We start from the raw sequence: 18716 nt of genomic DNA, 5'->3' as shown, positions 1-18716 counted from the left end.
GACTGTTCTCCGCGCGGACTCAGGCAGCCGCGATGACGCGGCCCTTGGCCAATGCCTGCGGCCAGACCGAGACCAGTTCGCCCTTTTGCCACTGGACCATGATGGGCTGCGCCATGGTGTTCAGGCCATTGGCGTCGAAATGCACGCCGCCGCCGGACATCACGCCTGCCCAACCCTGGTCGTACTTTTTCGCGCGCAGGGCCTGGCTTACGGCTTCCGGCTTGTCGGACGCGGCGACTTCCAGCGCTTGCGCCAGCACGCCCGCGCAGACGGCATGCTCCAGCGCCTCGTGCGGCATGAAGGTGCCGAAGCGCTTGCGGTAGCGTTCGGTGTATTCGGGCGCCTGGTCGTAGTTGGCCGGAGCGATCGAGAGCACCGCTTCGGAATACTGGCCCAATGCCTTGGCGAAGTCGGGGATCACGTAGCCTGCTGCGCCTCCCACGATGGGCACGGTCAGGCGTTGCTGCCGCATGACGCGGATGATCAGGAGGCTGTCGTTCAGGTAGGAGATCGGGAAAACGATCTGGGCATCGGACCCGCGCAACTTGCTGATTAGGGGCGTGACGTCGGTGATGCCCAGCGGATAGGCTTCGTCCAGCACGATCTGAGTGCCGGCGGCCTTGGCTGCATTGCGCACGCCGACCGCCTGCGAGGTGCCATAGGCCGTATCTTCGTAGAGCAACGCGATCTTTTTGATGTCCGAGGCGCCCGCCACGACCGATGCCGCGTAGTCGTATTGCGCGCGGCCCAGCACCGAGCCCTTGGAGACCACCTGGAAGATGTGCTTGAAGCCGCGCTCCGTGAGCACATCGGAGAACGACATCGTGAGCAGGGGGATGCCGCGGCGCTCGGTCACTTCCGACACGGCCAGCGTCAGCGACGAGGCGTAGGCGCCGATGATGGCCACGCAGCGGTTCTGCGTGATCAGGCGCTGCGCCACGGTGGCTGCGGTGGTGGGCTGGGAAGTGGCGTCGGCGACGATGAGTTTGAGCTTGGCGCCGCCCATGGCCTTGATGCCGCCGGCCGCGTTGATTTCATCGGCGGCCAGTTCCAGCCCTTGCCGCGAGTTGATGCCGAACTGCGCGTTGGCGCCTGACAGCGGCAGGATCACGCCTACGTTGACTTCCGACGGCGCTGCCAGCGCACGGCCGGGCAGGCTGGCGGCCAGTGCGGCGGCGCCCAGTCCAGCGACGAATTCCCTGCGCCCGCGGCGCATGGCCTGTTGGGGTCTTGTCATGTCTGTCTCCTGGCTTTTTTGGGTGTGGCGCAAGGCTGCCGGCCCGGCGCTCTGCGGCACATTATTGTGCTCAAATTTTAAGCAGTCAAGAAGATTGTCAGACAATCAGACTATTGACGATCGCGGGAAAATTGCCGGACAATCAGACAAAACAGTGGGCGTAAATCCCCTGCAAAGCCCGTCACCCCATCACAAGAGGAACTCATGGCAGACATCAAATCCGAAACCCAGGCCCTGTTCGACCAAGGCCTGAACCTGCGCCGCGAAGTGCTGGGCACGGAATACGTGGACGGCTCCATCGCCCGCGCCAACGAATTCATGATGGCCTTCCAGCACATCACCACCGAATGGTGCTGGGGCTATACCTGGGGCCGTCCCGGTCTGGAAAAGAAGACCCGCAGCATGCTCAACCTGGCCATGCTGACCGCGCTGAACCGCCCGGCCGAGATCAAGCTGCACGTCAAGGGCGCGCTGAACAACGGCGTGACGGTCGAGGAGATCAAGGAAATCCTGCTGCAGGCCACGGTCTACTGCGGAATCCCGGCGGGGCTGGACGCGTTCAAGGTCGCCAACCAGGTGCTGGAAGAAGAGGGCGCTTTCAAGGAGTCCAAGGCATGAACGCCCCGCAAGAGCGGGTGGGCCTGATCGGCATCGGCAGCATGGGTTGGCCCATGGCGGCCCGCCTGGTGCAGGCCGGCTTTGCGGTCACGGTGTTCGACGCCGTGCCCGGCCAGGCCGCCAAGTTCGCCCAGGAAGTAGGCGGCCAGGCCGCAGCCACCTGCGCCGAATTGGCCGCGCAGTCCGACATCATCTTCACCATGCTGCCCACCAGCGCGATCGTCGAGCAGGTGCTGAACGGCGAACAGGGCGTGCTGGCGGGCTTACACCAGGGTAGCGTGGTCGTGGACATGAGTTCCGGCGTGCCGGCGCATACCCAGCGCCTGGCGCAGGCCGTGGCTGCCGCTGGCGGCGTCATGGTCGACGCGCCGGTTTCCGGCGGCGTGCCGCGCGCCCGCACGGGCGAACTGGCCATCATGTACGGCGGACCCGCGGCGACGCTGGAGCGGGTGCGTCCGGCCCTGTCCAGCATGGGCACGACGATCACGCCCGTGGGTGAGGTGGGCAGCGCCCATGCCATGAAGGCGCTGAACAACCTGGTGTCGGCAGGCGGCTTCCTGATCGGCGTCGAGGCCATGCTGATCGGCCAGCAATTCGGCCTCGATCCGAACGTTATCGTCGACGTACTCAACGCGTCGACCGGCATGAACAATTCCACCCAGAAGAAGTTCAAGCAGTTCGTGCTGTCGCGCCAGTTCAATTCGGGCTTCGGCCTGGACCTGATGGTCAAGGACCTGGGCATTGCGCTAGGCATCGCGACCGACACCGGCACGCCCACGCCGTTTGCCTCGCTGTGCCGCGAACTTTGGGCCTCGGCCGGCAAGACGCTGGGCAAGGGTCAGGACCACACTGCCGTCGCCCGCCTGTCCGAGCAACTGGCCGGCGTGGAGCTGGGCGCCAGGCAGCAAGACTGAAACCGTTGCGGCCGGGTTGGCGTCCGGCCGCGTCTATCGCTCAGTGTTTACCCTGGCACTGTGCTTTACGGCAAATTTGTATGATGACATTATGACTTCACTCTTGGAAGGCAACGTCGTCATGCCCTTGGCATCCACATTACGCATGCTCGCCCCTTGTCCGGCCGGCGGGCGTCCATGACCGAAGAATCCCGCATCCGCGAAGAGATCTGCGCCGTCGGCGCCAGCCTCTACAACCGTGGCTATACCGTGGGCGCCGCCGGCAACATCAGCGCGCGCCTGGACGATGGCTGGCTGATCACGCCGACCGATGCCTGCCTGGGCAGGCTGGATCCCGTCCAACTGTCCAAGGTCGATGCGGCGGGCAGGCATGTTTCGGGCGGCAAGCCGTCCAAGACGCTGGAGCTGCATCGCGGCATCTACCAGGCCAGTCCCGGCGCTCGCGGCATCGTGCATACGCATTCCACGCATCTGGTGGCGCTGACGCTCGCGGGCGTATGGCGGCCCGATGAAGTGCTGCCGCCGATCACGCCCTATCAGGTCATGAAGGTCGGCAGGATTCCGCTGATCCCCTATCGCCGTCCCGGCGATCCGCAGGCCGCAGCCGAGGTCGCCGCCGTGGCCGGCGAGGTGCGCGGGGCGCTATTCGAGCGCCTGGGGCCGGTGGTGTGGGAGCGTTCCGTGGCGCATGCGGCTTACGCGCTGGAAGAACTGGAAGAAACCGCCCGCCTGTGGCTGATGAGCGATCCCCGGCCGGCGCCATTGAGCGCGGCGGCGATCGACGAACTGCGCGACGTGTTCGGCGCGCGCTATTGAATCAAGGAATCGCGATGCCGCGCCTGGCCGCCAATCTCAGCATGATGTACACCGAGCATCCTTTCCTGGACCGGTTTGCCGCGGCCGCGGGGGACGGATTCGCGGGAGTGGAGTTCCTGTTTCCCTACGAGTACCCGGCCGTCGAACTCAAGGCGCGGCTGCAAGCGCAAGGGTTGACCCAGGCGCTGTTCAACGCGCCGCCCGGCGCTTGGGCCGCGGGCGAGCGCGGCACAGCCTCGCTGCCAGGCCGTGAAAGCGAGTTTCGGCGCGGAGTCGACCAAGCCTTGGAATATGCCGCTGCGCTGGGCAACCGCAAGCTGCATCTGATGGCTGGGCTGATACAGCCCGGACAGGACCGCGCGGCGCATCGCGCGGTCTATCTGGAGAACCTTGCGTGGGCCGCGCGCGCTGCGGCATCCGCCGACGTGACGGTGGTGATCGAGCCGATCAACACGCGCGACATTCCGGGATTCTTTCTCAACCGCCAGGACGAGGCCCAAGCCGTCTGTGCCGAAGTCGGCGCAGACAATCTGAAAGTCCAGTTCGACATCTACCACTGCCAGATCGTGGAAGGCGATATCGCGGTCAAGCTCAAGCGCGACATGGCGGGCATCGGCCACATCCAGATCGCGGGCGTGCCCGACCGCCACGAGCCGGACCTGGGAGAGCTGAACTATCCATATCTGTTCGAACAGATCGATGCGTTGGGTTATGCCGGCTGGATCGGTTGCGAATACCGGCCCCGGGCCGGCACCTCCGCCGGGCTGGGCTGGGCCCGGCCCTATCTGACACACACGGGGCATACCGCGATATGAAGATACTCATCACCGGCGGCGCCGGATTCCTGGGGCAGCGCCTGGCCCGCAAGCTGCTGGAGCGCGGCACGCTGGCATTGGATGGCGGCAAGCCCGAAGCCATCACGCGGATCGACCTGCTGGATGTGGTGCAGGCGCAGGGGCCGGATGATCCGCGCATCCATGCGCAGCTTGGCGATATCGCCGACCCCGCGATGCTGCGGCAGGCCATTGACACGCAAACCCGCGCCATCTTCCATCTGGCCGCCATCGTCAGCGGGCAGGCGGAGGCGGACTTCGACCTGGGGATGCGCATCAACCTGGACGCGTCGCGCGCGCTGCTCGAAACCTGCCGCGCGCTGGGCCACAAGCCGCGGGTAATCTTCACCAGTTCGGTCGCGGTGTACGGCGGCGCGCTGCCCGACACCGTGCGCGACGATACCGCGCTCAATCCCCAATCGTCCTACGGCACGCAGAAGGCCATTGCCGAACTGCTGCTGGCGGACTACACGCGGCGCGGCTACGTGGACGGGCGCGTGCTGCGCCTGCCCACCATCAGCGTGCGTCCGGGGCGGCCCAATGCGGCGGCGTCGTCGTTTGCCAGCGGCATCATCCGCGAACCTTTGAACGGCTTGGAGGCCGCCTGCCCGGTCAGCGCCGACACACGCCTGTGGCTGCTGTCGCCGCGCGGCGCGATACAGGCCCTGATCGCCGGCTGCGAGCTCGAGACGGCCGCCGTCGCGGACCGTGCTCCCATCAATTTGCCTGGCGTGTCGGTCACGGCAAGCGAAATGGTGCAAGCGCTGGGAGAGGTCGCGGGCGAGGAGGTCGCCGGCCGTGTCGGCTGGAAGCCTGACGAGCGCGTCGAGCGCATCGTGGGCAGCTGGCCTGGACGCTGGGACACCGCTCGGGCCGAGCGCCTGGGCCTGCGCGGTGACGCTGACTTCGCGGACATCATCCGCGCCTACATGGCCGACGACCTGCCGCGCTGAGCGCCGGCAGCTCTCCATTCCTACCGTAGCCGGGCCGCCAACGATATGAGCAATCCTCAAACCCCATCCCGCCGCGTCGGCGTCATCGGCCTGGGCGCCATGGGCGCGGGCATCGCGCAAAGCCTGCGCCGGGCGGGCCACGACGTGCACGTGTACGACATCCGCAAGGAAGCTTGCGCGGCATTCGCGGTGCAGGGCGGCGTGGCCTGCGCCACCCTGGCCGACATGGCGGCCGCCTGCGACATCGTCATCAGCGTGGTCGTCAACGCCCAGCAGACCGAGGAGGTGCTGTACGGGGAAGGCGGCCTTGCCGCCGCACTGCGCCCGGGGGCGGTGTTCGTGATGTGTTCCACCGTGGATCCCAATTGGTCCATCGCGCTGGAGGCGCGGCTCGAAGCGCAGGGCATCCTGTACCTGGACGCGCCCATCTCGGGCGGCGCCGCGCGCGCGGCTTCGGGCGAGATGACGATGATGACCGCCGGGCGCGCGGCGGCCTATGACGCCTGCGGCGCGGTGCTGGAATCCATGGCCGGCAAGGTCTACCGCCTGGGCGACCGCGCCGGCGCGGGCAGCAAGGTCAAGATCATCAACCAGTTGCTGGCGGGCGTGCACATCGCAGCGGCGGCCGAGGCCATGGCGCTGGGACTGCGCGAAGGCGTGGACGCGGACGCCCTGTATGAAGTGATCACGCATAGCGCGGGCAATAGCTGGATGTTCGAGAACCGCATGGCCCATGTGCTGGCCGGCGACTACACGCCGCTCTCCGCGGTCGACATCTTCGTCAAGGACCTGGGGCTGGTGCTGGACACCGCCCGGCATACCCGCTTTCCCTTGCCGCTGGCCTCCACCGCGCATCAGATGTTCATGCAGGCCTCCAGCGCCGGCCACGGCCGCGAGGACGACAGCGCGGTGATCAAGATATTCCCGGGCATCGCCCTGCCGGAGGCCAAATGAGCATCAAACTGGGCTGCATCGCCGATGACTTCACCGGCGCCACCGATCTGGCCAACAACCTTGTGCGCGCCGGCATGCGCACCGTGCAGACCATAGGCATACCGGGCGAACCCCTGCGCGGCGCGGCGGATGCGGTGGTGGTCGCGCTGAAAACCCGCACGCTGCCCGCGGCCGAGGCCGTCGCGCAGTCGCTGGCGGCGCTGGAGTGGCTGCTGGCGCAGGGCGCGGAACAGATCTACTTCAAGTATTGCTCCACTTTCGACAGCACGCCCGAGGGCAACATCGGGCCGGTCGCCGATGCGCTGATGACGCGGCTGGACACGGATTTCACCATCGCCACGCCGGCCTTTCCGGACAACAAGCGCACGGTGTTCAAAGGCTATCTGTTCGCAGGGGATGTGCTGCTGAACGAATCGGGCATGCAGCACCATCCGCTGACGCCCATGACCGACCCGAATCTGGTGCGCGTTCTGTCCGCGCAGACTTCCCGCCGAGTCGGGTTGATCGACTACAGCGTCGTGGCGCGCGGTAGCGAGGCCATCCGCGCCCGCATTCAAGAGTTGCAGGCGCAGGGTGTGGGGATCGCCATCGTGGACGCCGTGTCCAATGACGACCTGCTGGCCTTGGGCCCCGCGCTTGCCGGCATGCCGCTGGTGACGGCGGGGTCGGGCGTGGCGATCGGACTGCCCGGCAACTGGGGGCTGGCGGCGGCGTCCGCGGACGCCCGGCAACCGCGCCAGCGCGGCTTGCAGGCGGTGGTGGCGGGCAGTTGCTCGGCGGCAACCAATGGCCAGGTGGCTGCATTCATTGAAAGCGGCCGGCCGGCGTTGGCGCTGGATCCGCGGCGGCTGGCTGCGGGTCACGACGTCGTGGGCGAGGCGCTGGCTTGGGCCGATGCGCGCATGCACGATGGCCCCGTGCTGATCTACTCCACCGCGCAGCCCGCGCAGGTGAGGCAGGCGCAGAGCGAACTTGGCGCTGCGCGCGCGGGCGCCATGATCGAGGACGCCATCGCGCGCATCGCGGCGGGTCTGGTCGAACGCGGCGTGCGGCAACTGATCGTGGCGGGCGGCGAGACCTCGGGGGCGGTGGTGCAGGCGTTGGGACTGCAGCAGATCGCCATCGGTGAGCAGATCGATCCCGGCGTTCCCTGGTGCTCCGGTCATGCGCCCGCGGCACAAGGCGACATCAGCATCGCGCTGAAATCAGGCAACTTCGGCACGCGGGATTTCTTCATCAAGGCATTCGGCTAGGCGCCGGCCGCAGCGCATGCGCCGCGGCGCTCCCGTCTAGCGGTGCGCCTGGCTCAACCGCTTGGCCGCATTCACCATATGGATGCGCGCGGCCTCGCGCGCGCCGTCCACGTCCCTGCCGCGTATGGCTTCGACGATGGCGATGTGTTCCTGCAGTACGTCGCGCATCAGGCTGGCGTGGCGCGCCTCGTTGGCGCGCGTGACGCGCGTGGCCGCTTCCAGGAACTGGCTGACGAAGGCCAGGGTTGTCAGGAAATAGGGGTTGCCGGTGGCGCGGGCGATGCTGCGATGGAAGGCGACGTCTTCCTGCACGCCGTCGCCGCCGTTTTCCACAGCCTGCGAAATGGCGGCCAGCGCGGCGTCGATCTCCGCCATGTCCTGCTTTTTCCGCACTGCCGCGGCCTGCGCGGCGATCTCGGTTTCCAGCGCGCGGCGCAGATCCACGATATGCAGCACGGCGTCCAGCGAGGACAGATCGGCGGCGTCGATGCGCAGAGCGCGGTTGCCGGCGTGGCCGGTGACGTACACGCCGCTGCCTTGCCGCGCTTCGACGATGCCGTCCTGCCGCAGCCGCGAAACCGCTTCGCGGATGACCGTGCGGCTGACGCCGAACTGCTCCGCCAGCGCGCTTTCCGTGGGCAATTTTTCCCCGGGCGGCACGCGACCTCCGTCGATCTCGGCGAGCAGGCGCTTGGCGACGGTGTCGGTCAGCGTGGGAGGAGTCGGAAGTCGGGGGAACACCATCGCCCTATGATACGCGCGCCCGTGCCGGCCCGGCCATGAGCGGCAGCGGCACATTCACTGCGTCTGCAAGCTTGCGTCATTTTCGAAATGTTATATCATTCGTCAATTATTTGGTACGTTATAACATTTGAAAGAGGGCGATGATGAATGGCAAGAAACTGGGGTGGCAGAGGGAACGCGGCGGCAGGGTTGCCCTGCGGGCGGGCCGCCGGGGTGCGCTGAAGCCCCTGGTCTGCGCGCTGATGCTGGCCGCGCCCGCCGCGCAGGCCGACGAAGCCGCGGAAGCCGCGGCGGCACGCTCGGCCGCCAGGACGCTGGCGCCGATCACGGTTTCCGCCAACCCGCTGGGGCTGGACCTGAACAGCACCACCTTGCCGGCCTCGGTGCTGGAAGGCGACGCGCTGATCGAGCAGCGCAACGGCACCCTGGGCGACACGCTGAAGAACCTGCCCGGCGTAAACAGCGACACCTTCGGCGGCGGCGCCAGCCGCCCCGTGATCCGCGGCCAGACTGCGCCGCGGGTAAAGGTGCTGTCCGACGGCTCCGAGGTGATGGACGCGTCCAGCATCTCTCCTGACCATGCGGTGACGGTGGAGCCGCTATTGGCTGAACGCATCGAAGTGCTGCGCGGTCCGGCAACGCTGCTGTATGGGGGCGGCGCGATCGGCGGCGTGGTCAATGTGGTGGACAAGAAGATCCCGACGGCGGTGCCGGAAAAAGGCATAGAAGCCGAGGCCGAGCTGCGCGGCGCCACGGGCACCAAGGAACGTGCGGGTGCGGTGGGTATCACCGCGGGCGAAGGACAGTTCGCGGTGCGCGTGGAAGGCCTGAAGCGCCGCACCAGCGACTATGACGTGCCGGATTGGCCGGGCGGCAAGCTGGAAGGTTCGTACAGCGAGTCGACGCAGGGCACGGTGGGCATGTCCTGGATCACGCCGCGCGGCTACGTCGGCCTGGCGTTCACGCATCTGGAAAGCAAGTACGGCCTGCCCGGACATAACCACGAATACGAAGGCTGCCACCCGCACGGTACTCATCTGCATTGCGGCGGCCATGATCATGACCACGACGAAGACGGCCACGATCACGACCATGAGCACGAACACGGCGGCGTGCCTTACGTGAAGCTGCGCAGCAACCGCCTCGATCTGCGCGCCGAGTACCAGGATCCATTTGCGGGCTTCGAGAAAATCCGCGTGCGCGGCGGCCTGACCGACTACCAGCACGACGAAATCGAAGGCGGCGAGGTGGGCACTCGCTTCAAGAACAAGGGCTACGACCTGCGCGTGGAAATGCAGCACAAGCCCATCGCAGGCTGGCGCGGCGTGGTGGGCGTGCAGAATGCCTACAGCGATTTCCGCGCCGATGGCGAAGAGGCGTTCCTGCCGCGCAGCAAGACGCGCTCTTATGGCCTGTTCGTGCTGGAGGAGTACCAGTTGAACGACTGGCGCTTCGAACTGGGCGCGCGGCAGGACTGGCAGCGCATCTCGCCCACGGGCGGCGCGCAGCGCAGCAGCCTGTCCGGCACGTCCTTGTCGGCCGCGGCCATCTGGGACTTCGCGCCGCAGTATTCGGTGGCCCTGTCCCTGTCGCGCTCGCAGCGCCTGCCCACCGCGCAAGAACTGTATGCGGACGGCGTGCACCTGGCCACCAACACCTACGAACTGGGCAATCCGAACCTGGGCCGCGAGACCTCGCACAACATCGACCTGACCCTGCGCAAGCATTCGGGCGACACGACGTTCTCGGCCAGCGTGTTCCACAATCGCGTGAAGAACTACATCTATGCCAACACGCTGGACCGCTACGAAGACTTTCGTCTGATCGAGTACACCCAGCGCGACGCAGAGTTCACGGGCGTGGAGGGCGAACTGCGCCACCAGTTCACCCCGGTGTTTTCGGCTGCGGTATTCGGCGACTACGTGCGCGGCAAGCTGACGGGCGGCGATGGCAACCTGCCGCGCATCCCGGCAGCGCGCGCCGGCGTGCGCGCGGATATGAAGTGGCAGCAGTGGTCGGGCGGCGTCGAGTACGCGCGCGTGTTTGCGCAGAAGGACATCGCTGCCTACGAGGAGACCACGCCTGGCTACAACATGGTCAATGCGGTGGTGGCCTACCGCGGCCAATATGGCGCCACGGGCTATGAGGTCTACCTGCGCGGCACGAATCTGCTGAACAAGCTGGCGTACAACCACGCGTCCTTCATTTCGACGGTGGCGCCGCTGCCCGGGCGCAGCGTGCTGCTGGGCGTGCGCATGACGTATTGATTTTTCCAGCCATTGGCGGATGCCTCCAAGGCGGAATGGGCATGTCCCCGTTCCGCCATTTTTTTCGTTCTACGGGTAGACCCCGATGGCAGGCATGTTGACGGCCTTCAAAGCCGTTCCTAGAATTTGATTTGTGATCACATATCAAAAATAGCAAACAAGGGACGCAGCATGGCCCAGCACGAACTGTTCGATCTCGAAGGCAGGATTGTCTTGATCACCGGCGCGGCAGGCGGTATCGGCGCCGCGCTCAGCCGGGCGTATGCCCAGGCGGGCGCGACGCTGGTGCTGACCGACCTGGCGGGGGAAAAGCTCGACGCGCTGGCGTCCGAGTTGCGCGGATCCGGCGCCAAGACCGGAAGCTACGCGCTGCAGGTGGAGGATCGCGCCGCGTGCGCCGCGGTGGTGGACGAGGCGGTGGCCGCCTTCGGCGGGGTGGACGTGCTGGTGAACTGCGCCGGCGTCAATACCCGCATGCGTCCGGAGCAGTACGCCGAAGACGTCTGGGACCGTATTATCGACATCAATCTGAAGGGCAGCTTCAATATGTGCCAGGCCGTGCACGCATCCATGCAGGCGCGCCGCAAGGGCAAGATCATCAACATCGGCTCCATCCTGGCACTGGCGTCCAACGCCATGACCGCGGCCTATTCGGCCAGCAAGGGAGGGGTGCTGCAGCTGACCCGTTCGTTGGCCTGCGCCTGGGCGGCCGATGGCATCACCGTCAACGTGATCCAGCCCGGCTGGATCGACACGGCGCTGTCGCGCCAGGCGCGGGTAGACATTCCTGGCCACGCGGAACGCGTCGTGGCGACCACGCCCATGGGCCGCTGGGGCGAACCGGAAGACATGGTCGGACCCGCCCTGTTCCTGGCCAGCGCCGCGTCCGACTTCATGACGGGCGCCAGCGTGGTGGTGGACGGCGGCGTGACCGCGCATATCTGAACGCCGCGCGGCGGCCGCAAAGCACAACGAGGGGACGGCATGCAACTCGAAGAAGTCCGGCAGAAGACGCCGGTGCACGAACTGGTGGTGGAAGAGAGCGACTGGGCGCAGCTGACACGCGCCGAGGCCCTGCGCCTGACGACGCTGTTCCTGGCCGCGCGCCGCTTCGAGGAAAAAATCCTGCAGCTGGACAAGCTGAACCTGGTGCACGGGCCGGCGCATTCCAGCATCGGCCAGGAAGGCGCCGCGGCCGGTTGTATCGCCGCATTGCCCGTCGACACGCTGATGAATGGCACGCACCGCGCGCATCACCAGTGCATTGCCAAGGCCATCAACGCGCTCTACGACGGCGACCTGGACCCCTCCGCGGCCGGCCTGACGCTGCGCATGCGCCAGGAAATCCAGGGAATGATGCACGAGATCCTGGGTTTGAAGGACGGCTGGACCGGCGGCCGTGGCGGTTCCATGCACCTGCGCCGCGCGGAGCTCGGCATCATGGGCACGAATGCCATCGTCGCGGGCGGCATTCCCATCGCTTGCGGCCACGCCTACGCGGAAAAGCAGCGTGGCTCGGGCAAGACCATGGTCACGTTTTTCGGCGATGGCGCGGTGCACCAGGGCGCCACCCACGAAGCCATGAACCTGGCGGCGCTGTACGGCCTGCCCATGATCTTCTTCCTGGAGAACAACAAGTACGCCGTCTCCATGAGCGTGGAGCAATCCACTTTCGAGACGGAATTGCTGACCCGGCCGCAGGGCCACGGCATCGCCGGAGTCAAGGTGGACGGCATGAACCCGTTCGCCACTTGGCTGGCCACGCGCTGGGCGCAAGACCATATCGTCCGCACCGGGCGCCCGGCCTTCGTCCTGGCAGAGGTGTACCGTTACTACCACCAGAGTTCGTCGATTCCGGGCAGCGCCTTCGGCTACCGCACGCGCGAAGAGGAAAACGCGTGGAAGGCACGCGATCCCTGGCTGTTCCTGCAACAGGAACTGAAGGCGCGCGGCATTCTGCGCGAGGAAGAGTTGGCGGCCGTCGACGCCGCGGTGACGGACGCGGTGGAAACGGCCGCCGCCTCCTGCATCGAAGGCGCAGGCTCGTTGGCCCGCATACGCGCCGGCCTTTGGCCGGCGGCGGCCAGCGTGGACGAACACCTCAATAGCGACATGTCGGAGTTCGATGGCGTGCGCTACGCCGAGGCGGAGGACTATGCCGCCGAAGAGATGGAACCCCTGTCCTACATCGAGGCGATCTCGCGGGCCATGGGCGCGCGCATGGCCGAAGACGAAACAATCCACGTGTTCGGCGAGGACGTGGCCAACATGGGCGGGGGCACCGTGGGCGCCACCCGCGGACTGACGGAGACATACGCCGGCCGGCTGGTGAATACTCCGATCACTGAGAACGGATTCTGCGGCCTGGCCACCGGCGCAGCGCTGTCGGGCCTGAAGCCCGTGGTCGAGCTGATGTATAGCGACTTCTTCCTGGTGGCGGGCGACCAGCTGCTGAACCAGGCTGGCAAGATCCGTCATTTGTTCAATGGCACGGCCGAAGTGCCGTTGGTGCTGCGCGCGCGCATCCCCGGGCCGGAAGGCTATGGCTCGCAGCATTCCATGGACCCGGCAGGCGTGTTCGCGCTGTTTCCCGGGTGGCGCATCGTGGCGCCGTCCAATGCTTTCGAATACGTGGGCCTGATGAACTCGGCGCTGCGCTGCAAAGACCCGGTGCTGGTCATCGAGCCGCAGCAGCTGCACAAGCGCAAGACGCCTGTGCCCAAGGACCTGGACTACTACATCCCCATCGGCCGCGCCAAGCGCGTACGCGAGGGGGACCAGATAACGCTGCTGACGACCCTGACCATGGTGGATGAATGCTGCCGCATGGTGGAAGAGGCGGGCATACGCGCCGACGTCATCGACCTGCGCACCTTGTCGCAGCGGGACATTGATTACGAAACCATCGGCCGGTCCGTCATGAAGACGGGGCGCGTCGCCATCGTCGAACAGACCACGCGCGGCGCCAGCCTGGGTGCGCTGATCGCCGACGAGATCCAGCGGCGCTACTTCGACTACCTGGACCAGCCGGTCAAGCGCGTCACCGGCCGCTGGGCGCCTCCCGTGGTGTCGCAGGCGCTGGAGCGCGCGGCGCTGGCGGGAGAGGACGACATCCGCGCCCTGATTCGTGAAATGCAGGCCGACAGTGCGCTCTCGGTCGGCCAACAGGAGCAAGCTCATGCCGCGCGCGCTTGAGGGCAAGACCGTGTTGATCACCGGCGCGGCCGGCGGCATCGGCCGCGCGACCGCCGAAGTCTGCGGCGAGCAGGGCGCATCGCTGGTGCTGGCCGATCGCGAACCACCGCAGGAACTGGTTGCGCAGTTGCAAGCCAAGGGCGTGCCGGCGCGCGCCATCGCCTTCGACGTGACGGACCGGGCCGCCGCCGAGGCGGCCGTGGCCGACATCGGGCGCCTGGACGCGCTGGTGGCCAATGCGGGCTATTGCCCCTGGGACGACTGGCACGAGGCGGGCTGGGACGAGGTCTTCCACCATGTCATCGACGTCAATCTGCTGGGGCTGATGCACCTGACGCGCGCCGTGCTGGCGAAGATGAGCGCGCAGGGCGCCGGCCGCATGGTGCTGGTGTCTTCCGTCGCCGCGCGCATGGGAGGGCTGGCCGCCAGTCCACACTACGTTGCGGCCAAGGGCGGCACGCAGGCTTTCGTCAAATGGCTGGCCCGCAAGGCGGCCGATTCCGCCGTCACCGTCAATAGCGTCGCGCCAGGCGTGACCGAGACGGGAATGACCCGTGGGCAGGCCTTCGATGCGAATAGAATTCCGCTGCGGCGCATAGCCCGGCCTCGCGAAATCGCCTTGCCCATCGCCTTTCTCTGTTCCGATGGCGCGAGCTACATCTGCGGCGCCACCCTGGACGTGAACGGTGGCGTCTACATGAATTGAGACGACATGGACAACAGCACACTGGAAGGCCTGCTCGAAAAGCAGGAACGCGTCACCGTCGCGGATCAGATCTATCAACGGACCCGTGAACTCCTGATGAGCGGCGCCGTGCCGCCGGGAGAGAAAGTCACCTTGCGCGGGCTGGCCTCGGTGCTTAACACCAGTCCCATGCCGGTACGCGAAGCGGTCAACAAACTTGTCGCCGAAGGGGCGTTGGAAATGTTGCCCAGCCGTGGCCTGCGCGTGCCCAAGCCCGGCCTGACCAAGTTCCGCGAGATCGTGCGCATCCGCTGCTGCATGGAAGGCTTCGCGGCGGCCGAGGCGGCCCAGATCATGACGGATGCGACCGTGGCGCGCATACAGCGCTACGCCGACGAGTTCGACAAACTTGGGCATCAACGCAAGATCGATACCTTGAAGACCATCGAGGCCAACCGCAATCTGCATTTCACGCTGTATGAGGCGGCCGGAATGCCTCTGTTGGTCACGATGATAGAGAACATCTGGCTGCAGATCGCGCCGCTGTTTTCACTCAGCATGGGCAGCAAGGACCGCAAGTCCGAAAGCTGGGAATCCTTCAGCCACCACGCCGCCTTGCTGGACGCCTTGAAGCGCCGCGACGGCGAAGCTGCGCGCGCGGCCATCGTGGCGGACATATCGGACGCAGCCCTGTACATCGAGAAGACAGGCAATCTGGCCAACACATAGAGCGAGTAAGACATGGATATCGAGGTCGTGATGCCCGCCATAGGCGCGGGCACGACGCAGGGCAAGATACTGCAGTGGCTGAAGCAGTCCGGCGACACGGTCAAGGTGGGCGATATCCTGGCCGAGATCGAGACCGACAAGGCCGTCATAGAACTGGAAGCCCTGGACGATGGGGTGCTGGACCGCATCCATGTGCCCGCGGGCGATGCCGAGGTACCGGTAGGCGGCGTCATCGCGACGCTGCTGCGCCGGGGCGGTGCGATGCAGCCGGCCGCCAGTCCGCCGCCGGCAATCGCGAACCCGCCAGCAGCGGCTCCCCAGGCCGTCACGCGTCCTGCCCTTGCGGCCGACCTGCCATCCGGGGATCGTTCGGGCCTGGCTGAGCAGCGCCTGTTCGCCAGCCCATCCGCGCGACGCCTGGCGCGCGCGCTGGGCGTGGACCTGCACACGCTTTCCGGCAGCGGCCCGAACGGCCGCATCGTACGGATCGACATCGAGAATGCCGCCGCGGCATCCGCACAATCCGGGGCTACCCCCGCCGTGCCGGTCTCCAGCGCCGGCTTGCAGCCGCACAGTTCCATGCGCGCCACCATCGCGCGCCGCCTGGTGCAGTCCAAGCAGCAGGTGCCGCACTTTTACCTGACGGTGGATTGCCGCATGGACGCGCTGCTGGCCGCCCGTGCCGCATTGAATGCGCGCAGCGAGTCTGCGCGTGAGCCCATGCGCCATTCCCTTAACGATCTGCTGTCGATGGCGGTGGCACGGGCGGCCGGCCAAGTCCCGGGCATCAATGCGCAATGGACGGACGAAGGCATCGTGCAGCTGGGCCAGGTGGACCTGAGCATCGCCGTGGCGCTGGAGTCCGGACTTATCACGCCCATCGTGCGCAACGCGAACCGGAAATCCCTGCGCGAGCTCTCCACCGAGATCGCGCAGTTGGCGGAACAGGCGCGCCGTGGCCGTTTGCGACCCGAACAATACGAAGGCGGCAGCCTCACGCTGTCGAATCTGGGCATGCATGGCGTGCGCGAGTTTGCCGCCATCATCAACCCTCCCCAAAGCGTCATCCTGGCCGCGGGCGCCGTGGTCAGGCAGCCGGTGGTCGACGGCGACGACATCCGCGTGGGCCACGTCATGAGCCTTACGTTGTCGGCGGATCACCGCGTGGTGGACGGCGCGCTGGGCGCGCGCTTCCTGGGGGCGGTAAAGCAATTGCTGGAGAATCCGATCGAATTGATTCTCTAGCGTCCTGGGCGGGACCTGGACGATTTCCACGGCATCAGCGCGCAGGGTGGACCGCGAACGGCGCACAGACCGATGGCGGAAGCAAGTCGAAGCAGCATTACATCTAGTCAGGAGACAAAGTAATGAGTAAGCAGAAGCAGCTAATCCGCATTGCCTGCGCGGCGGCCTTCGTGGCCCTGGCGCCGGGCGCCTGGGCGCAGGCCGACATCAAGATTGGCTACAACAGCGATATGTCCGCCAGCGGCTCCGCCGACTTCGGCGTGTCGGCCCTCTCCGGGGCGCGGCAGGCCGCCGAGGAGATCAATGCGGCGGGCGGGGTGCTGGGCCGCAAGCTGGTCATCGTGCCGCGCGACGACGTGGGTTCGCCGCCCAAGTCGATCCAGAACACCAACGAACTCGTGGACAACGAGAAGGTCGTGGCAATGCTGGGTGGGGTGAACTCCGGCAATATGCTGGCCTGGCTGCAAATCGTGCAGCAGAAGAAGGTGCCGACGATTTCGCCGTCGGCCACGGCCACGGAGATCACCAACCGCTATGGCAAGGAGCCGGCCAACTACGTCTTCCGCGTGTCCATGCGCGACCTGGACCAGATCACGCTCCTGGCGGCCTACGCCGCCAAGGCCACCAAGAACAAGAAGATCGCCATCATCGCCGACACCACCGGGTACGGGCAGCAGGGCGCCAAGGATGCGGCGCATGTGCTGAGCCTGTACGGCATCACGCCCGTGGCCAACGAGAAGTTCGGTCCCAAGGACACGGACATGTCGTCGCAGCTGAACAAGATCAAGGCCGCGGGCGCGGACACGGTCATCGTGTATGCGCTGGCTGACGCCAACGGCCACCTGATGCGCAGCCAGGAAAAGATCAATTACTTCCCGGTCACGCTCGGCTCCTGGGCCAACCTCAGTCCGCCGTTCTTGCGTATCGCGGGGCCGGAGCTGGCCAAGAAGATGATCTTCACCGCCTCCATCACCGAGGATTCCACGCCGCAATCGCGCGCGCTCTACGACGCCATCATCAAGAAGGACGGCAAGCTGCCGACATATGTGTTCGCGGCGCACGCTTATGACTCGGTCAAGATCCTGGCGGCGGCGATGACGCAGGCCAATTCCACCGACGGCGAGAAGGTGCAGCAGGCGCTGGACAAGCTGGGTAAGGTAGACGGCGTGATCAAGACCTACGCGCCGGCCTTCACCAAGGAAAACCACGAAGCGCTGTCGTACCGCGATTTTCGTCTGGTGCGCTGGATCGATGGCAAGGTGGTCACGGTCGACGACGAAGTCAGCCGCAGCATCAAGCCGGACGAACTCAAGCAGTAGGGTGGCAGGCAGGCGCCGGCCCGGGTTCAGGGCTGGCGCTTGCTCAGGTGGTTCACGAAGAGCTTGGCAGCCGTGGGCAGGGCGTCGAAGGAGCGCACGCAGATCTGGATCTGGCGCCGCGCCCAGGGTTCGGTCAGGGGAATGATGCGGATGTCGAACATGGCCGAGTAGCGGCGCGCGATGTCCAGCGGCAGCACGCCTATGCCCAGCCCCGAATTCACCATGAAGCACAGCGCGTCGAAGCCGGTGACCTGCACCTTGAGCTGGATGTTGCGCTTTTCATCGCTGGCGGCGTTGGACAGGATGCGGTTGATGGCGCTGCCGCGGTGCAAGCCGACGAAATCGTGTTCCAGCGCGTCGGCGAAGCGAAAGCCCGGCCTGTCCCGCAGGGGATGGTCGGCGGGCACCACCAGCGCCAGCGTGTCCTCGCGGTAGGGGTGGATTTCCACGTCGTGGTCTGGCGCGGTGCCGGAAAAGATGCCTACGTCGGCTGCGTTTTCGGCGACCGACTTGATGATGGTCGAGGTGATTTTCTCTTCCAGGTCGACCTGCACGTTGGGGTAGTCGTTCAGGAAGAGCTTGATGTCCTGGGGCAGGAACTGGGTGATCGCGGAAATATTGGCGTGCACCCGGATGAAGCCCCGCAGGCCGCGCGAGTAGTCGCGCATGTGGACCGAGATTTCATCCAGTTCGTGCAGGGCGCGCCGCGCCATGGTGGACAGCGCGACGCCGGCCGGCGTGGGACGGATGCCCTTGTTGGTGCGGATGAGCAGCCGGATCTTGAGGTTCTCTTCCAGCTCGCTGATCCGCTTGCTGATGGCGGCCGCGGCGATGTGCTCGTGTTCGGCCGCTGCGGCGATGGTGCCTTGCTCGACCACGCTGATGAAGAGCTTGAGGGAGGTGGGATCGAGACGCATGGCGGGACGGGCGGGAAAGCGGACGAGAAGTTCCATT

17 protein-coding genes are annotated in these 18716 nt (G+C 66.3%); 14 read left to right on the top strand and 3 right to left on the bottom strand.

What is annotated here, in order from left to right; all coding sequences use genetic code 11:
- Positions 1-19: 19 nt before the first annotated feature.
- Positions 20-1237 carry an ABC transporter substrate-binding protein gene (locus IB258_RS19600; RefSeq protein ID WP_119450242.1) on the bottom strand — a complete coding sequence of 406 codons (1218 nt, stop codon included), beginning with the start codon at positions 1235-1237 and terminating at the stop codon, positions 20-22.
- A 204-nt stretch (positions 1238-1441) separates the two neighbouring features.
- Here IB258_RS19600 and IB258_RS19595 point away from each other — a divergent pair, with 204 nt between their 5' ends.
- The 7 genes from IB258_RS19595 (at position 1442) to otnK (ending at position 7578) form a co-directional block, all read left to right on the top strand.
- A complete protein-coding gene (locus IB258_RS19595) occupies positions 1442-1855 on the top strand; it encodes a carboxymuconolactone decarboxylase family protein (protein WP_054457663.1) in 414 nt (137 codons plus the stop codon).
- Positions 1852-2769, top strand: coding sequence for an NAD(P)-dependent oxidoreductase (locus IB258_RS19590; RefSeq protein ID WP_054457662.1), 918 nt, complete (start codon positions 1852-1854; stop codon positions 2767-2769). The genes IB258_RS19595 and IB258_RS19590 overlap by 4 nt, the downstream gene beginning before the upstream one ends.
- Before the next feature lie 177 nt (positions 2770-2946).
- Entirely contained in the window at positions 2947-3585 is a 639-nt protein-coding gene (locus IB258_RS19585; RefSeq protein WP_175160850.1) for an aldolase, read from the top strand.
- A gap of 14 nt (positions 3586-3599) precedes the next feature.
- Complete coding sequence (otnI, locus tag IB258_RS19580) at positions 3600-4400, top strand: 2-oxo-tetronate isomerase (protein WP_192353077.1); 801 nt, start codon at positions 3600-3602, stop codon at positions 4398-4400.
- Positions 4397-5371 carry a D-erythronate dehydrogenase gene (denD, locus tag IB258_RS19575; protein WP_192353076.1) on the top strand — a complete coding sequence of 325 codons (975 nt, stop codon included), beginning with the start codon at positions 4397-4399 and terminating at the stop codon, positions 5369-5371. The genes otnI and denD overlap by 4 nt, the downstream gene beginning before the upstream one ends.
- A 45-nt stretch (positions 5372-5416) precedes the next feature.
- A complete protein-coding gene (gene ltnD, locus IB258_RS19570; RefSeq protein ID WP_125470487.1) occupies positions 5417-6325 on the top strand; it encodes an L-threonate dehydrogenase in 909 nt (302 codons plus the stop codon).
- Positions 6322-7578, top strand: coding sequence for a 3-oxo-tetronate kinase (gene otnK / locus IB258_RS19565; protein WP_192353075.1), 1257 nt, complete (start codon positions 6322-6324; stop codon positions 7576-7578). Before ltnD ends, otnK begins: the two co-directional genes overlap by 4 nt.
- 36 nt (positions 7579-7614) lie before the next feature.
- Here otnK and IB258_RS19560 read toward each other — a convergent pair whose 3' ends face one another.
- A complete protein-coding gene (locus IB258_RS19560) occupies positions 7615-8322 on the bottom strand; it encodes a FadR/GntR family transcriptional regulator (protein ID WP_054457656.1) in 708 nt (235 codons plus the stop codon).
- 242 nt (positions 8323-8564) lie between these two features.
- Here IB258_RS19560 and IB258_RS19555 point away from each other — a divergent pair, with 242 nt between their 5' ends.
- The 7 genes from IB258_RS19555 to IB258_RS19525 all read left to right on the top strand — a co-directional run bounded on the left by IB258_RS19555 (position 8565) and on the right by IB258_RS19525 (position 17762).
- On the top strand, positions 8565-10589 hold the full coding sequence (locus tag IB258_RS19555; RefSeq protein WP_370539849.1) for a TonB-dependent receptor domain-containing protein: 2025 nt from the start codon (positions 8565-8567) through the stop codon (positions 10587-10589).
- Positions 10590-10760: 171 nt separating this feature from the next.
- Positions 10761-11534, top strand: coding sequence for an SDR family NAD(P)-dependent oxidoreductase (locus IB258_RS19550; RefSeq protein ID WP_082401235.1), 774 nt, complete (start codon positions 10761-10763; stop codon positions 11532-11534).
- A gap of 39 nt (positions 11535-11573) precedes the next feature.
- Positions 11574-13784 carry a thiamine pyrophosphate-dependent enzyme gene (locus IB258_RS19545; RefSeq protein ID WP_192353073.1) on the top strand — a complete coding sequence of 737 codons (2211 nt, stop codon included), beginning with the start codon at positions 11574-11576 and terminating at the stop codon, positions 13782-13784.
- Positions 13768-14490: an SDR family NAD(P)-dependent oxidoreductase gene (locus tag IB258_RS19540; RefSeq protein ID WP_192353072.1), complete on the top strand. Its 723-nt coding sequence runs from the start codon at positions 13768-13770 to the stop codon at positions 14488-14490. The genes IB258_RS19545 and IB258_RS19540 overlap by 17 nt, the downstream gene beginning before the upstream one ends.
- Positions 14491-14496: 6 nt before the next feature.
- Entirely contained in the window at positions 14497-15198 is a 702-nt protein-coding gene (locus tag IB258_RS19535; RefSeq protein ID WP_054457653.1) for a GntR family transcriptional regulator, read from the top strand.
- Positions 15199-15210: 12 nt separating this feature from the next.
- Positions 15211-16443, top strand: a complete 1233-nt coding sequence (locus tag IB258_RS19530; protein ID WP_192353071.1) for a dihydrolipoamide acetyltransferase family protein — start codon at positions 15211-15213, stop codon at positions 16441-16443.
- Between the two features lie 122 nt (positions 16444-16565).
- Positions 16566-17762 carry an ABC transporter substrate-binding protein gene (locus tag IB258_RS19525; RefSeq protein ID WP_192353070.1) on the top strand — a complete coding sequence of 399 codons (1197 nt, stop codon included), beginning with the start codon at positions 16566-16568 and terminating at the stop codon, positions 17760-17762.
- A 26-nt stretch (positions 17763-17788) separates the two neighbouring features.
- Here IB258_RS19525 and IB258_RS19520 read toward each other — a convergent pair whose 3' ends face one another.
- A complete protein-coding gene (locus IB258_RS19520) occupies positions 17789-18679 on the bottom strand; it encodes a LysR substrate-binding domain-containing protein (protein WP_054457650.1) in 891 nt (296 codons plus the stop codon).
- Positions 18680-18716: the final 37 nt, after the last annotated feature.

Source organism: Achromobacter sp. ACM02, from assembly GCF_014851605.1.
GTDB lineage: Bacteria > Pseudomonadota > Gammaproteobacteria > Burkholderiales > Burkholderiaceae_B > Achromobacter > Achromobacter aegrifaciens.
Note: the sequence above shows the minus strand (reverse complement) of the source record. Positions and strands in the feature narration are given on the sequence as shown.